We start from the raw sequence: 17,025 nt of genomic DNA, 5'->3' as shown, positions 1-17,025 counted from the left end.
AAGAAAACCACTAACGATAAAAAACAATAAAGCAACATCGAATATGTTCAGGCATTATCTGAAAATGGCATGGAGGGGCCATCAAAAAAATAAACTTTTTTCTCTGATTAATATTGCTGGTTTGGCAATCGGGATCGCAGCAGCAATGCTCATTATCAATTATGTGAGTTTTGAATATAGCTTTGATAAAATGCATCATTTGCACGATCGGATTTACCGTGTTGAGAGTAAGTTTTACGAAGACAATGTTTTAACCGATGACTGGGGAACCAGTTCGTTTGGCTATGGCAGTGCTATTAGCGATAACATGGCCGGAGTGGAAAATTTTGTTCGGATTGGTCTTCAGAATAAAGAACAAACCGTTTCTTACAAAAATGAACGAAGCAGGGAAGACGGCATTGCCTACGCGGGCGAATCGTTTTTTAGTATTTTCGATTTTAAACTGAAAGAGGGAACACCCTCAGACCAGTTGGTGCGGCCCAACACAGTGGTGATAACCGAAAACGCAGCAAAACGTTTTTTTAAAGACGAGAACCCCGTTGGTAAGCTGCTGACCTTTGCTACCGGAACTACTTTTTACGATTGTGAAGTAACCGGCGTTCTGGAAGATTTTCCCAAGAATTCGCATATTCGGTTTAATTACCTGATCTCCTACAGCACGCTGCCCAATTGGATGAGGGAATTCTGGTATCTCCATGAGGCTTATACTTATTTGCTGTTACAACCGGGAATTTCTCCCAAAACGATTGAAGACGGGTTTCCTGAGATGGCAGAGAAATATAAGACCGGAGATGCACTCCAATCGAAAAAGTGGGCCATTTCGCTGGTTCCGCTGGGTCAAATCCACCTGAATCCCCAAAAACAATACGAAAAAGAAATTAAAGGGAACCGGCGGTCGCTGATTACCCTGATTGTTATTGCCATTGTAATTCTGCTGACAGCGTGGATTAACTACATAAACCTGGCAACGGTCCGGTCAATGGAACGTGCAAAAGATGTGGGGGTTCGAAAAGTGGCAGGTGCATTTAAAATACAGCTGATTAGGCAATACATGGCCGAGTCGTGGATGGTCAATTCGCTTGCGATGGTAGTAGCTGTTTTGCTGGTTTTATTCTTGAAGCCTGTTTTTAACCGACTCACCGGAAACAATATCGATTTGGTTTTGCTACAGCATCCGGTTTTCTGGATATCAGCCCTGGCGGTTTTGTTGCTCGGAGTTATTCTGTCGGGTTTTTACCCCGCTTTTGTGATGACCCGTGTGAAGCCGGCGCTCATATTAAAAGGAAATTATACAAAATCAAGGAAAGCCGGTGCCACGCGGCAAACGTTGGTCGTGTTTCAGTTTGCCTCCGCTCTGTTTCTTATTTGCGGAACTTTTATTGTTTATCAACAGGTGAGGTTTATGCAAAGTCAGGATTTGGGGGTGAAGATCGATCGGACCATTGTAATGAATTATCCTGTGAGTCGCACTGACTTGAATGAAAAAGTGATCATGTATGCCGAGAATCTGAGAGAAGATCCGGGTATTGCATCGGTGACATTGTCAGGTTCGGTTCCCGGAATGGAAGTGGCTTTTTTTGCTTCCAACCGTTTGGAAGGAGACGGGCAAACAAAACACCGTTTGTACGAAATGCTTCCGGTGGATGATTATTTCGTCGAAACCTTCAACCTGCAGTTGCTGTCCGGGAGATCGTTCAAAAAAGGATTTGGAAACGAGCAACAAAGTATTTTGGTAAACGAGGCGGCGTTACAATCTTTGAATATTAAAACGCCGGAAGATGCGATCGGGAAAAAGGTTGTTTTGGAAGGAGAGCAGGAGAGTTCGACAATAATTGGTGTGGTAAAAAACTGGCATCAGCGTGGCCTGGAAAATAATTATACGCCGATTATGTTTTTGCCAAACGGAAGAATCAGTTGGATACCGCCCCGCTTTATAGCGATCAGGACGGCAGGTAAAAATCCGGAGCAGGTACTAGACCTTGTAAAAAATCGCTGGAATGCCTATTTCCCGGATGCCGGTTTTAACTATTTCTTCCTCAATAATTTTTATGATAGTCAGTACAAAGCTGATAAACGTTTTGGCCTTATTGTCAGTATTTTTACTGCGCTCGCTTTTTTTATTTCCGTTCTTGGCTTGTGGGCACTGGCTGCATATACCGCGACACAAAAAATGAAAGAAGTTGGTGTTAGAAAAGTTTTGGGAGCTCAAACAGCCCACATTGTTTACCTCTTTTCCAAAGAGATTGTTATTCTGATACTTGTTGCGCTGCTTGCAGCAACTCCCTTATCGTATTACGTTATGAATAACTGGCTGCAAAATTATGCCTTCCACACTGCGATCAGTCTTTGGGTTTATATAACCGGAGGCTTATTAACCATTGGAATTGCTATGACAACGGTATTCTGGCAAAGCTGGCGGGCTGCTACAAGGAATCCGGTGGAAGCGTTGAGGTATGAGTAAATTGCCCGCTTTGGTACCTTCTGACTCCCTAAAGGGAGAACCGCAAAAGATACTGGTGCTACAACTCGGAGCTGATGCTGATTAAAAGAAACGAACTCAAAGCCCTTTTAAGGAATTTAGGGGTTAAAACCAGTGGAAAGTTGGTTGTCACAAAGGAACTTTAGACCATTTTTTAGAATAAACTATTAAAACCTGAAAATTATGATCGGCTATAACCTGAAAATGATGCTTCGTAAAATGGTGAAAGAACCTCTTTTCACCGCAATCACAATTTTAGGGCTGGTGATTGGTATTACTTCGTTTCTGATCTTGTTTATTCATGTTTCAAACGAAAAAAGTTTTGATAAACATTTTACAGATCACAAAAGTATTTACCGCGTGAATTCTGTTCCCGGCGGGCGCGATAATGCAGAGTGGGCGCGTAGTTTGGGCATCGTGCACACAGCTTCGGCCGAAATACCGGAAGTAGAGCTGGCCACGCAGTTTTCGCATTGCGATGAAGGAACCATTAAAATAGGGGAGACTGCCATTTCGCAAAAGAATATAATGTCGGTTGATGAGGCGTTTTTTGAAATGTTCGATGTCCGGATGCTTGTGGGAGATTTGTCGGAGATTTTAAAACCAAACACAGTTTTTGTTTCCGAAGATTTTGCGAAGAGATACTATGGCAATTTAAATCCGATCGGACAATCCATCAAAATTGAAGCGCTTCAGTATGCGCGGGATCTGGGAGATTACGAGATCAGGGGAGTGGTGAAAAATACACATCCGAAAACTCATTTCAGGTACGAATTGCTGCTTTCACAAAAAGGTGCGTTGCAAGAACGTTATACCGCGCTGACCAATATGAAAATACAGTGGACTTATAACTATTTCAAACTTAAAAAGGGGGCAGATCCGAAGTTGGTAGCCGATAAAGTGGCCGCTTTTTTTGATAACAGCAGTTTGAAAAAGGTACGCGGCCCGCAGGATTATCATTTCTCATTATTGCCACTCGATGATATTCATCTGAAATCGGATTACCGTTTTGAACTGCGCGAAAGTTCAAGCAAGATAAATATCGGATTGTTCATCCTCATTTCATTTGTTATTCTGACCATTTCTTTGTTGAACTTTATCAATCTTTCCATCGCCAAACTCATTAAACGCTCAAAAGAGCTGGGCTTAAAAAAGTCAGTTGGAGCCAATAAACGTCAGCTTCTGTCACAGGTTTTGGCCGAGGTGTTTATGGTTTGTTTGTTGGCTATTGCACTTTCGTTGGTGACCATTGAAATTTTGCAGCCGTTGATAAATCGCTTATTCGATATCGATTTTGCTGTTTATTTTACTGAACCGGTGGTTTACTTGACCATTGTTGGAGTTCTGGCGATCTGCCTGACATTAACAGCCTTTTTTGTTTCGGTGTTCTTGCTGGCGCGAAATTCGGCCGTCAGTATTCTTGCCGGGCAAAATAATTTCTCCGGAAGTTTTATGCTGAAATCGCTGTTGATCGGGCAGGTTGTTATCGTTATTGTGCTGATATCCGGTACTTTCCTGGTGAATAAACAAATTCGTTTTGTTCTGGACAGGCCGCTGGGTTTCGATAAAGAAAATGTGGTTGTACTACATTTAAAAGATCTTTCGAAAGACCCTGTAGTTTTTGCGCGGGAACTGGAAAAAGAAACTTCGGTGGAGTCGGTTGGAATGACTGCACAGCATTTGGGATATCCGGCGCAAGGATTACCGTTAGACGGTTTGGGACTTGAAGGAACGGCTGAATTTGTTTTTGCCAACTACGATTACCTCAAAACCATGAAAATTAAACTGATACATAACTGGATGAAGCCCGGTGCCGATACTGTGCGGGGAATGGTGATCAACAATCATTTGTACAAGCGGCTAATGGAACGTCATGGCAGCATGGAGGCCTTGGAAACGTATGGTGATTCAGAACCTTTGCAACCCGGGGAGGAACGTATTACGTTTATTGGTGTTGCCGAAGATTTTAATTACAGTTCGGCGCGCGAAAGTATTGGCGATTTTGCTTTCTGGCTCGATGAGGGGGGAAACCGGGCGCGTTTTACCCATGTGCGGATTAACAACCTGCATGCTGGTATGGAAGCTATAAAAAGGGTATGGAACGAGTATTACCCCAAACAGGAACTGGATTACTTTTTTATCGATGAGAGAATAGCACAGCAGTATAAATCAGAAACCATTTTAAGTCGTATTCTGTTTGCTTTCTCCCTGATCGGAATACTGATCTGTATTATCGGAATCAGCGCGCTGGCGCTGTTTATTTCCCAACAACGGACCAAGGAAATCGGCATCCGAAAAGTAAACGGAGCAAAAGTTTCTGAGATAATGGCCTTACTCAACCGCGATTTTGTACGGTGGGTCGTTGTTTCGTTTATAATTGCTACACCCGTTGCCTGGTACGCCATGAGTAAGTGGCTTGAAAATTTTGCATACAAAACCGAACTAAGCTGGTGGATTTTTGCGCTCGCCGGATTATTGGCTTTAGGGATTGCCTTGTTAACCGTTAGCTGGCAAAGCTGGCGGACTGCTACGCGAAATCCGGTGGAAGCGTTGCGATATGAATAGTTTTTAATTTACCCCAAACCCCTAAAAGGGGCTTTAGTTAGGTGGTTGATATGGAATATGGTATAAAAATGATTTAAAATGACAATAGACGACAAAGTATCAATGTTTTATGGTGCCAAAGCTCATATTTTCGAAAAAGCAAAGTTTCTACGGGAAAATATGACGAAAGCAGAAATGTTGCTATGGGAACGTTTAAAAGGGAAAAAAGTGTTGGGATTACGTTTTCGTCCACAGCATCCAATTGACATATTTATCGCAGATTTTTATTGTCATCCTGTAAAATTGGTAATTGAAGTTGATGGCGGAATCCATAAATCAGAAGAGCAAAACGAATACGACATAGGAAGAACTGGAGAATTGAATTATTGGGGAATTGAAGTTATTCGGTTTACGAATGAAGAAATTGAGGAAAATTTATACAACGTAATAGAAATAATAAAACAGAAATGTTTGATGCGCCAATCGGAGATACGAACAAGTCCCCTTAAGGGGATTTAGGGGTGAAAAACTGCTGGCAAAGCTGGCGGACTGCTACGCGAAATCCGGTGGAAGCTCTCCGATATGAATAGGAGAGAGCGAAGATCCCGACTGCTCGTGAATGGAGACTCTCCGTGTTTTTCCGGAAATTCAGTACAAAAAATAGAACGACAAAAATTTATACAGTTCCTGTCCATAATTTTTACAAAAAGAAGGAAAGAATCTTTTTATCAGTCTGATTTTATGTAAAGTAATAAAAGGGCATTATTTTTGAACTAAGATTTTAGTTGAAAAATAAAAGTATACCTTCTATGAACTTAATAGATCTAAAACTTGCTTTTCGAAACCTTCAGAAAAACAAAACAGAATCCGGAATTAGTATTCTGGGGCTGGGAATTGGATTGGGATGCATAATGATTTTAGGAGTATTGTTTATTCATGAATATTCATTCGACAAGTTTATTCCCAACCATCATTCAGCTTATCGCCTGATTGATGAAACAGACCCGCGGCTGCCTTATCCCATGGCTCCCGCGCTTAAAAACAATATACCTGAGATCGCCGATTTTTTCAGGTTTTACCAAACAAGCGATGTTCAGATAAAAACAGCGGATAACCGGATCATCGCAGAGGACTTTTTTGCATTTGCTGACGGCAACTTGTATTCGCGGATGGGGATCCGGTTCAGATACGGAGTTCCCGCAGTATCGAATACCGAGATTGCCCTTTCGGAAGATATGGCCGAAAAATATTTTGGGTCAAAAAATGCAGTCGGATCAACGCTGTTGGTGAAACTGAAGGATGAATTTCGGACGCTGACTGTTTGTGGCGTTTACAACAATTTTCCCGGTAATTCTACGCTTCGGCCTGAATTTGTGGGAAACATCGATCTTTCAGAAGAGGTTTTTGGCCTTTCGCAACGTATGTTCGGCGACTATCGTTCCAATCAAAACGACTACCGTAACTGGGACAATCGCTCTTTTTACACGTATCTTTTTATACAACCCAATGCCGATCCTGAAATGCTTGGTGCAAAAATCAAGAACCACATGGTATCGCTGGATGCCGAAAAATACAAAGACAAAACGTACCGGCTTCAGCCCGTTGCCGATATTTATCTGGGTTCTGCTGGCTTATCGGGAAATTTTTACAGCCGGACAGGAAACGCAAACGAACTAAAATACTACATGGCCATTGCCTTTGCCATTTTACTGATAGCTATTACCAATTATGTATTTCTCACAAAAGCAAAAATCCTGAACCGGCTTACCGAAATGGGCGCTAAAAAAGCCTTGGGTGCCTCTAATGTAACCATTCAAAAACAGGTGTTGCTCGAATCAAACCTGGTGTCTCTTTTAAGTCTGCTTCCGGCGGCAATTGTGGTAATGGTGGGTATTCCGTTTGTAAATTCAACACTTGGCAAAACGGTGGGTAGCGAAGTTTTTAGTCTTTGGCAAACCTGGGCGGTTCTTGCCGGCCTTCTTTTTCTCACCGGAACCATTTCCGGAATATCGATTGGCAATTCTGTGTCGCGAACATCGGTGGTGGTTTTACTAAAGGGAAAGCTGAAACGCAGTCCCGGAAAATACAGCTTGAGCCACTCGTTTCTAAGTTTTCATTTTGCCATTTTCATTATTCTCATAGTAAGTGTCTTTACCTTTAAAAAGCAGATCAATTACGGATTGACCAATTTTAAAGCCATCGATCCAACGAATATTTTGATTTGCGAGTTGAATACGCCGGAGTTGCAGAAACAAATCCGGGTGCTGCAAAATGAGCTGGGTAAAAATCCGAATGTGATAAAAACGGCCGGCTCGTCTTTCATCCCTCCTTTTGATTCTTTTCTTCCGGTGAACCTGCGTACCGAAGACGAAAGCATACGTTTTGACGGACTGATAATGGGGCAGGGGATGATCGATCTGCTGGGGATGGAATGGATAGACGGAGAATGTTTTGGCGAGTTTCAGGCCGACAACCGGAACAATATCATCATTAACGAATCGGCAGCTTTGCAGTACAAACTAAAAGCAGGGGATTTGCTCAATGGTTTTACCATACGTGGAATTGTAAAGGATTTTAGTGCACATTCGATTCACTCGTTGATTCAGCCAATGGTGATTTTGCAACAGCATCCGGAGAAAATGAGTCTGCTGGCGATAAAAACCAATGGATTACACGATGCTGAAATCATCCGGGAAACAGAACATCTTATCCGGCAGATTTCGCCCGAATCCGTTGTCAGCATCCGTTATTTAACCGACCAGATCAACCAGTTTTACGGCAGGGAACAAAACCAGGCGAAGCTGATCTCCGGCTTTTCATTTCTTGCCATTGTTTTGGCTGTTATGGGATTGTTTGGCATAGTGCTGATTACAATCTCCAAACGCACCAAGGAAATCGGCATCCGAAAAGTAAACGGAGCCCGGGCGACCGAAGTTATTGAGATGTTGAACCGGAGTTTTCTGAAGTGGGTATTCGTAGCATTTGTACTGGCCACCCCTGTTTCCTGGTATGTGATGGATCGTTGGCTGGAAAACTTTGCTTATCAAACCAGCCTAAGCTGGTGGATTTTTGCCTTGGCAGGTATGCTGGCGATAGGAATTGCCCTGTTTACAGTTAGCTGGCAAAGCTGGCGGGCAGCTACCCGAAATCCGGTCGAAGCCTTGCGTTATGAGTAAATGCAAGGATCAATAGTTAACAGTTACTATTGTCAGGGGAGAATCAAAAAGATTCCTTGCTATGTTTAGGAGTGGCAGGCTGCATCCTAATTATTTGTCATTCTGAGCGAATCCGTCAATTGACAGGGAAGCGAAAGAATCCTTTCCATATTGGAAGATTTTACCGGCAGCGTTAGTTAACAATAAAATACATAAAATAGACGCAACCTTTCATACAATCCTGCATCTACCTGTAAAATTGGACCAACGGTCACATTACCTATTTTAAAATATTAGTGAAATTATCATGAAAAAAAATCAACTCTTTTTAGTTATTGCCGCATTTGTTTTTGTGCTTTCGTCGTGTGAAAAAGATGATCCGATCGGAATATGGGGCGACATTATTAAGTTGTCGTCAAATTCTGCAGAGATGAAAGCAAGCACTGATTCCGTGTCGTTTTCAACCGAAGGAACCTGGTGGTGGGTTACAGATATTGTTGTAGGAGACTCAACTTACTATCGTTTCGAAAATATTGACCTCGAAGGATACAATTATTCAATACAAGTGGGTGATGTGGTGGTGGAACGTCGCGATACAACCACTCTTTTTATAAAAGCAGGTGCCAACACAACCGGAGCAGTAAGAAAGATCTCTGTAGGGCTCGAAGCCGGAGACTATTTTGACCGGGTTCATATTCAACAGAAGACAGAGTAATTATAGGCTTCGCTGATACAGAACTTTTTTCGAAAGGCAAATCTTTTATCATTAGAGATTTGCCTTTTTGTTTTTAAGAAGGATGGTTTGACAAATAATTATACACGTTTTGTCAAAAAAATGGACACTTCCATCGCGTGCTTGTTTTGTAATGTGCTGGTAACCTGTTTTTTGGTAGAAAGGCACCGCTTTTGATTTCTTTTCCCCGAAAAAATAGACCGACAAATTATATCACACCGGTAAGAAAAGTCAAAAAGCCCTTTTTTGATAATTTAGGGGTGAATAAAACTAAAAGCAAAAAAGTATGCTGTTTCAGTTTGTATTTAGAAATTTTAAAAAGCGGCCGTTTCTTAATTTTATAAAAGTGCTGGGTTTGGCGCTCGGATTAAGTGGCATTTTGTTCATCGCCCTTTTTCTGAAAAACGAACTTACCTACGATGCTTTTCATTCGAAGGCCGACCGTATTTACCGTTTTACAGTTACCAACACAACGTATTTTGGCAACAATCATTTTGCCAAGGTTTATAACTCGGAGCAGATACCTGACCTGGCCGATAACTTTTCGGGCATTGAAAATTATGTGCGGCTGGCGCCCATGCGGGGAGGCGTGGTAATGCACAACGAGCAGTATTATGCGATTAACCAGGCCTTTGTTTGCGACAGCACCTTTTTCGAGGTGTTTGATGCAACGCTGTTGGTGGGCAATAAGAAGTCGGTATTGGAAGAGCCCGGTTCAATGGTGATCACCCGGTCGTTTGCGGAAAAAATATTTGGAAAGGCCGATCCGGTCGGAAAAACCATTTCGTTGCCCGCCGGACAGTTTTACGCCGATAGAACCGATTTTACGGTAAAAGGTGTGATGAAAGATTTCCCACAAAACAGCCATTTTCACCCCGAACTGATTACAACCCCTGCGCAAGGCGAAATCAGTTGGTGGGCTTTTACATATTTGCTACTGAAACCCAACGCCAGCCCGGAACCCATTTCGGCCGGTTATGCAGCTTTTTTGGCCAAAGTGAGTGGGCAAAAGGAAGACGAAATTAAGTCTACCGCTTTTCTGCAAAACATTACCGACATTCATTTGCACTCGGATAAACTGCGCGAAATAGAAGCCAATGGCAATATGACCAATATTTACGTAATGGCGATTGCTGCTCTTATTTTATTGCTGATTTCGATGAGTAATTACGCCAGCCTGAACCTCGGGATGTCGGGTTTTAATGCAAAGTTTGTGGCGATTAACCGTGTGCTGGGATCTACTCCCCACATGAACCTGAAGTATTTTTTTGCTGAAAGCCTTTTTATTGTGCTGTTTTCCGTATTCATCGCGTTTCTGCTGGCTGTTCCTGTAAATGTGCTGATCTGGAAAAACTTTGGGAAGAATCTGTTTCACGGCAATTCAATGCTGATCGTACTGGTGGTGGTGCTTTTCAGTGTTCTTGGTGTTTTAGCCGGGCTCCAGCCGGTGTTGCGGCAAAGTATCGAAAAAATGTACCGCCCCGACAGGAACCTGTTCCAACGAAACAACATTTCTGTTAGCCGGGGGATTATTATCACGCAATATACTTTCGCCATTGTTTTGATTGTTGCTGTGATGGTGATCGCGCGGCAAACCAATTTTGCACTCAACAATTCGATGGGAGCACAGGATGACAACCTGATCTGTTTTGAATCGGTGCACGCCAGTGTGCAGGAAGAGTTTGAATTGTTTAAAGAAGAGCTGCTCAAACATCCGGCGATCGAATCGGTGTCGGCCATGATGGAGCCTCCCGGCGGAGAAGCCAACGATATGTTTGGCTATGAACTGGAAGGGAAGGAACCTTCCGGCGATCAGGAGCAAAGCAGGATTGGCGTTTTTCCCTGCGATTATTCCTTTGCCGAAATTTTTAAGCTCGAATTTCTGGGAGGACAAAATTTCACGGGAAACAATGCGGATGTGGAAGGATCGGGCGAATACATTATCAACGAAACGGCTATGCATTTACTCAAATCTGCTTCTGCTGCCGATATTGTTGGCAAAAGTTTCCGGCTAAATTCTCCCAGTCCGGGTATACAGTTGCCTGCCGGAAAAATTACCGGGGTGGTAAAAGACTTTCACCTTTCGAGTATGAAAAAGAAGGTGGGGCCGCTAGTACTGTTTAAACGCAATAAGCTTTGGTTGCTCAATTTTGTGGTTTCGTACCGGCCCGGTATGCGCGAGGAGGCTTTGGCCGATGTTCAGTCGGTATGGAAAGACCTGTTTCCCGCTTACCCGTTTTCTTACGAGCATGTAGGCGCGCTTTACCGGAATGTTTACCGTACTGAATTGTTGCAGGCCCGGTTGCTCAGCATTTTTACGATCATTTCCATTTTTATAAGTTCCATGGGATTGCTGGGAATTTCGCTGTTGGTAGCACAGCAACGCGTAAAAGAGATCGGTATCCGCAAGGTGAATGGCGCCCGTGTAAGTGAGATTCTTTCGATGCTAAACCGGAGCTTTGTAAAGTGGGTGATCATTGCGTTTGTAATTGCAACGCCGCTGGCCTGGCTGGCGATGGATAAATGGCTCGAAAACTTTGCTTACAAAACCAACCTAAGCTGGTGGATTTTTGTGTTGGCAGGGTTGCTGGCTTTGGGAATTGCGCTGTTAACGGTTAGTTGGCAAAGCTGGCGGGCGGCCACACGAAATCCGGTGGAAGCATTGCGGTATGAGTAAAAGTGGCACGGCGACGATATTAATTTAAAAAACAGGCTATGATAAAATATTACCTAAAAACCATCATCCGAAATTTAATAAGAAACAAGTTTTATTCAGTAATTAATATTGTTGGGTTGGCCATTGGAATTACGGCATGTATCCTGATTATGCTGTATGTTCAAAGCGAGTTTAGCTACGATAAATACAACGAAAAAGCGGACCGGATTTGCCGGGTAAATTTATCCGCTGGCACTAACAAGGAAAGCCGGAATTTACCGTATTCAAGTGCTCCATTAAGGAATGTAATTCAAGAAGAAATACCGGAAGTTGAAGAAGCGGTGCGGGTATCTCAATATTGGGAGCCTGTTATGCAGTACAAAGAAAAGGTGTTTAACGAGACCAAGTGGTGTTTTGTCGACGATAATTTTTTTAAAGTCTTTTCAACATCGTTTATTTATGGTGATTCAAGCACTGCCTTGATGGAGCCTAATACAGTGGTATTAACCGAAACTACAGCCAGACGCTATTTCGGAGATGAAAATCCTGTAGGACAAGCACTTCACCGAAAATATAACAATGACTGGACAGTTACCGGGGTAATTAAAGATTTTCCCGAAAACTCGCATCTAAAACCTGATTTGTTGGGTTCAATTAAAAGCCGTCCATACAACAATGGTTTGGATTGGGATAATAATATACTTTATACTTATGTACTCGTGAAAGAAGGTGCTTTCCGACAGAATGTAGATACAAAGTTGGAAAGTATCGTAAAGAAATATGTTGGGCCTTATATGAAACAAAACAGGGGAGTATCGCTTGACGAAATGACAGAAAAAGGAAATCAATATAAATATTATACGCAGCCTTTAACCGATATTCATTTCAATAGAAACGTTTTTGCAGGACCTGAACTGTCAGTAAATACCAGTTACCTGGTTATTTTCTCAATAATAGCCATTTTTATACTGGTAATTGCCTGTATTAATTATATGAACATGTCCACTGCCAGGTCGGTAAACCGAGCCAAAGAAGTGGGGTTAAAAAAATCCTTGGGTTCAAACCGCAATAAGCTGGTTTTTCAGTTTCTATCTGAATCGCTTATGGTTACTTTAATAGCACTGGCTCTTGCTTTGGTTTTAATACAATTATTACTTCCGGCTTTTAATCATTTGGTCAATAAACAACTTGAATTTAATTATATAGGCAATTTTGGCGCCGTTTCTTTACTGTTTGTCTTCGGAATTGTAATAAGTATAATCGCAGGAAGTTATCCGGCTTTTTACTTAGCTTCGTTTAATCCCGCAACAGTTATAACGGGAATTCAGTCACCCGGAGGTTCACATGGTACATTTCGAAATGGTTTGGTTGTTTTTCAGTTAACAGTAACTATTATACTCTTTTCGGGGACGTTTTTTATCAATAAACAGCTCAATTTTATTCAAAACAAGGAGCTGGGTTTTAATAAAGAAAACCTGGTAATTATAAAAAATGCCCATTACCTCTGGACACAAAAGCCTTCGTTTATGAATGAACTACTTGAGCAACCAGGTATTTTGGAAGTGAGTAATTCTGTCCATATTCCTGGACGAAGTAAATCTGGTAATACATTTTTTCATGAATTACCAAGTGAAGCCAAAGGACTGAGTCAACTGTGGGTAGATGCAGCTTTTTTAAAAGCCTATGAAATTAAGCTTCTTCAAGGTCGTTTTTTTGAAAAGGGAAATCAGGCAAATGCAAAGTCGATTGTATTAAGTGAATCGGCTTTGAAACAGTTAAATATAGAAGACCCGATAGGGAAAAGATTGTATAAAATACGGAAATCAGAAGAAACGGCTTTTACGATTATTGGGATTATAAAAGATTTTCACCTTAACTCTTTGCATCAGGAACTGGGACCATTAGTCTTATTTGATAACGAAGATGCGTTAAAGGCTGCCGGTGAATACCTGAGCGTTCGTATAGCGGGAGATATTCAGCAAAACTTGAAAGAGGTTGAACAAGCATGGAATAAGTATGCTGGTGGGCAACCCTTGGATTATGCTTTTTTTGATGAAGATTTTGGCCGCTTGTATGCTGGCGATGTACAAACGAAAAAGATTGTTTCCATCTTTTCCGTATTGGCAATATTAATTGCCTGTCTTGGGTTACTTGCTTTGGCTGCCTTTGTGGCCGAACAGCGAACGAAAGAAATTGGTGTGCGAAAAGTGAATGGAGCCCGTGTTGTACAGATTTTGTATCTGCTAAACCAAAATTTCATAAAAAGGACGTTGATTGCGTTTGTTGTTGCAGTACCCGTGGCATGGTATATATTAAACAAATGGCTCGAAAACTTCGCCTACAAAACCAACCTAAGCTGGTGGATTTTTGCTCTGGCCGGTTTGCTGGCTTTGGGAATTGCCTTGTTAACGGTTAGTTGGCAGAGCTGGCGGGCAGCCACACGAAATCCGGTAGAAGCTCTGAGATATGAATAGGGAAAAGGATTGTTTTCCCGAAAACAGCTTAAGAAAGAAGAATCACTTAAATTAGTATCCTAAAAACTATGAAGCTATGCGAATAAAGTTATTGTTTTTTTCGGTTCTGTTTTTGGCTTACTTGGCAAAGGGTCAACAGACCAACGAACGATTTGTAGTTGATATAGATTATCTGCTTTATATGCCGGAAGGTTATGAAAACGATACTACGGTACAATGGCCTTTAATGATGTTTCTTCATGGCGCGGGGGAACAGGGAATCGATCTTGAAAAAGTAAAAGTTCATGGACCTCCGATGATGATTGAACAAGGGCATAAATTTCCTTTTATTGTTATTTCTCCGCAGGCACGGCGGGGATGGAATACGGATATGCTCTACAAACTCATGCAAAATATGATAAGCACCAAACGGATTGATCCCGACAGAGTTTATCTGACTGGCTTGAGTATGGGCGGTTTTGGAACCTGGAAACTGGCAATAGAACATCCTGAAATGTTTGCGGCAATCGCGCCGATTTGTGGCGGCGGAAATGCAGAAGATATTTGGAAATTAAGACATATGCCTGTTTGGTGTTTCCACGGAGCTGACGATACTGTTGTCCCCTTAAGTTCGTCAGAAAAGATGGTGAATGCTCTTAAAAACTATAACAAGACCGTGAAGTTTACTGTTTATCCTGGCGTTGGCCACGATTCGTGGGTAAAAGCTTATGACGATTCACTTCTTTATGACTGGCTTCTTCAGCAAAAAAGATTTCGTTACAAGCAGGTGGAGATTGATACAGTCATATACCAGAAATATACCGGGGAATACCTGTTGCGCGAAGGAGGTGTAGAAACCCCATTTAATATTCTGGTTGAAAACGGGAAGCTGATTGCCCGGGTAAATAACAGAAATCATGAGTTAAAACCCGCATCGGAAACCATATTTTTTCTTGATGAGAATCAACCAATCGAATTTCATTTTAACAGAAATGAGGAAGGGAAGATTGACCGGATTAAGTTATTTGAGGATAAAATTATCGAGATAGAAAAAATAAAATAATCAGGGTGAATTTTTTGCATCTGTTTTATTATGCTTACTAGGTAAAACATAGCGAGCTTCTTCTTTTCTGCTTTTATACATCGAAAACAATAAGGCTGGCGGCGGGCTGCTATTCGACATCGGGTGGAAGCTCTCCGCTACGAGTAAGAGCATTGTAAAAAAATTATACATATTTTGTCAAATATTTTTACATTCATTGTTCCTGTTTGTTCGGAATGCTTCTGATTATCTTTGTTTTAGCAGAAAGGCACTGAAGTTGGTACACGAAGGAAATTGCCCGGAACTCATTCTTCCGGAGTGCGCTCAGAAATAATAGAAAAGTGTATGATCAATCTTAAAAACATCGACAGGTATTACGATTCGCGGTTTCAGCGGACATTCATTCTAAAAGGAGTTAACCTCGAAGTAAAACAAGGCGAATTTGTTTCGGTAATGGGGCCCAGCGGTGCCGGCAAGTCTACTTTGCTGAATATTATCGGTTTGCTGGATGAAGCAAGTGCCGGAGAGTATTATTTCTGGGACGAGCCTGCACACCGCATAAAGGAAAAACAAAAGGTACAATACCACCGCAGTCACATTGGTTTTATTTTCCAGGCATTTCACCTGATTGACGAGCTGAACGTGTATGAAAACATTGAGACCCCGCTTGTATACCGCGGAGTGAAAGGGAAGGAGCGAAAAGCGCTGGTGGCCGATCTACTCGATCGCTTTAATATTGTGGCCAAGAAAGATCTTTTTCCCAGTCAACTTTCCGGTGGGCAGCAGCAGTTGGTGGCCATTGCCCGGGCCATCATCGGGAATCCGAAATTATTGCTTGCCGACGAGCCAACGGGTAACCTTCATTCGGAACAGGGGGAGATGATCATGAAACTGTTGAAGAAACTCAACGAAGAGGGAATGACGATTATCCAGGTAACTCACTCCGAAGAAAATGCGCATTACGGAACCCGCATTGTAAAATTAATTGACGGCCTGGTGGAGGAAGATTTCCCGGTCGTGAACCGGAAATAAGCTTTTGGCAGTTTAGTCCCACACAAAGCGCCACGTACCATCTGCCTGTTTTTTCCACACGGTATGAAAAACACCTGTGTCGCGCTTGGCAACACCCGCCGAATCGATAAGAGTATAAATGTATTTTCCGTAAGTGTAGCCCAGATCGCCGGAAGCTGAAACATCCACAAAATCGGGAGTCCAGGCAAGCGTTACATTGGGTGATTTTGCAGGAGAATTGGCAAAGCTGTTTTGCAGGTTTTCTTTGCCTATTATCAGACGATTGTTTCGCAAGAGAACAGCATCATCGGCTGCATAGGCAACAAATGCAGCCGGAATCCCTTCACTTGCGGCCATGGCTGCAAAATCCCGCTCGGTATGCAAAATTTCCTGTTTCCATTGTTCGGGTGTACTTTTCTGAGAGCTCGATTCACAGCCAAAGAAACCCGCAATACCCATCAGAAAACAAAACAGTGCGACATTTTTCATCTTCATCGGATTTTATTGTTTTTGTGGAATTGGTTTAAACCGAACGCAGTGCCCCAACCACAATAAAAAAACCGAGTAAGGCAGCCAGGCCTGTCAGCACGGTTAAAGTGCGGGCCGTTTTCCGGTTTTTCCATTCAAGTATCATCGTGGGAACTGCCAGTATTCCTGCCAGCAGAAAACTCCAGTATGCCGGCAGCAACATTGCTTCCAGCGGGACTTCGTTGGTTACTATTTCTTCCAGTTCTTCACTGGCAACTTCTTCCGGACTTAAGTAGTGCGCGGCTGCCAGGTAGTCGCCGAGCAAGACAACCAGGGCGAAAATGCCCAGTAAAATGAAAATTCCGTGCCCCGTTAGCCGGAAGACCTTTTTCCCTTCCACCCATCCGTAAATGATTACAAACAGTGCGGCAAACACCAGCCATTGCGGAAATGTATACAAAAATACTTCGTTCATTGAATGTTA

At 42.4% G+C, this 17,025-nt stretch carries 11 protein-coding genes and 1 pseudogene; 10 read left to right on the top strand and 2 right to left on the bottom strand.

Features of this window, described 5'->3' with window-relative positions:
* The first annotated feature begins 43 nt into the window (after window positions 1-43).
* The 10 genes and pseudogenes from INQ51_RS01275 to INQ51_RS01235 all read left to right on the top strand — a co-directional run bounded on the left by INQ51_RS01275 (window position 44) and on the right by INQ51_RS01235 (window position 16,094).
* The gene (locus INQ51_RS01275; RefSeq protein ID WP_317207952.1) at window positions 44-2,461 is read left to right on the top strand and encodes an ABC transporter permease; all 2,418 of its coding nucleotides are present in this window, start codon (window positions 44-46) and stop codon (window positions 2,459-2,461) included.
* A 201-nt stretch (window positions 2,462-2,662) separates the two neighbouring features.
* Entirely contained in the window at window positions 2,663-5,044 is a 2,382-nt protein-coding gene (locus INQ51_RS01270; protein ID WP_233376088.1) for an ABC transporter permease, read from the top strand.
* 78 nt (window positions 5,045-5,122) lie between these two features.
* A complete protein-coding gene (locus tag INQ51_RS01265; RefSeq protein WP_233376087.1) occupies window positions 5,123-5,542 on the top strand; it encodes an endonuclease domain-containing protein in 420 nt (139 codons plus the stop codon).
* Window positions 5,543-5,832: 290 nt separating this feature from the next.
* A pseudogene (locus INQ51_RS22695) lies at window positions 5,833-6,552 on the top strand (ABC transporter permease); the annotation flags it as partial.
* A gap of 156 nt (window positions 6,553-6,708) precedes the next feature.
* Window positions 6,709-8,199 carry an FtsX-like permease family protein gene (locus tag INQ51_RS22690; protein WP_410796187.1) on the top strand — a complete coding sequence of 497 codons (1,491 nt, stop codon included), beginning with the start codon at window positions 6,709-6,711 and terminating at the stop codon, window positions 8,197-8,199.
* Window positions 8,200-8,485: 286 nt separating this feature from the next.
* Window positions 8,486-8,893, top strand: a complete 408-nt coding sequence (locus INQ51_RS01255) for a hypothetical protein (protein WP_233376085.1) — start codon at window positions 8,486-8,488, stop codon at window positions 8,891-8,893.
* Between the two features lie 304 nt (window positions 8,894-9,197).
* The gene (locus tag INQ51_RS01250) at window positions 9,198-11,588 is read left to right on the top strand and encodes an ABC transporter permease (RefSeq protein WP_233376084.1); all 2,391 of its coding nucleotides are present in this window, start codon (window positions 9,198-9,200) and stop codon (window positions 11,586-11,588) included.
* A gap of 38 nt (window positions 11,589-11,626) precedes the next feature.
* Window positions 11,627-14,041: an ABC transporter permease gene (locus INQ51_RS01245; RefSeq protein ID WP_233376083.1), complete on the top strand. Its 2,415-nt coding sequence runs from the start codon at window positions 11,627-11,629 to the stop codon at window positions 14,039-14,041.
* A 76-nt stretch (window positions 14,042-14,117) separates the two neighbouring features.
* On the top strand, window positions 14,118-15,083 hold the full coding sequence (locus INQ51_RS01240; protein WP_233376082.1) for a prolyl oligopeptidase family serine peptidase: 966 nt from the start codon (window positions 14,118-14,120) through the stop codon (window positions 15,081-15,083).
* A 324-nt stretch (window positions 15,084-15,407) separates the two neighbouring features.
* Window positions 15,408-16,094 carry an ABC transporter ATP-binding protein gene (locus tag INQ51_RS01235; protein ID WP_233376081.1) on the top strand — a complete coding sequence of 229 codons (687 nt, stop codon included), beginning with the start codon at window positions 15,408-15,410 and terminating at the stop codon, window positions 16,092-16,094.
* Between the two features lie 12 nt (window positions 16,095-16,106).
* Here the strand turns inward: INQ51_RS01235 and INQ51_RS01230 are convergent, their stop codons facing one another.
* Window positions 16,107-16,562, bottom strand: a complete 456-nt coding sequence (locus tag INQ51_RS01230; RefSeq protein WP_233376080.1) for a YybH family protein — start codon at window positions 16,560-16,562, stop codon at window positions 16,107-16,109.
* Between the two features lie 34 nt (window positions 16,563-16,596).
* A complete protein-coding gene (locus INQ51_RS01225) occupies window positions 16,597-17,016 on the bottom strand; it encodes a hypothetical protein (RefSeq protein WP_233376079.1) in 420 nt (139 codons plus the stop codon).
* Window positions 17,017-17,025: the final 9 nt, after the last annotated feature.

The organism is Maribellus sp. CM-23, assembly GCF_021354595.1.
Taxonomy (GTDB): Bacteria; Bacteroidota; Bacteroidia; order Bacteroidales; family Prolixibacteraceae; genus Draconibacterium.
Note: the sequence above shows the minus strand (reverse complement) of the source record. Positions and strands in the feature narration are given on the sequence as shown.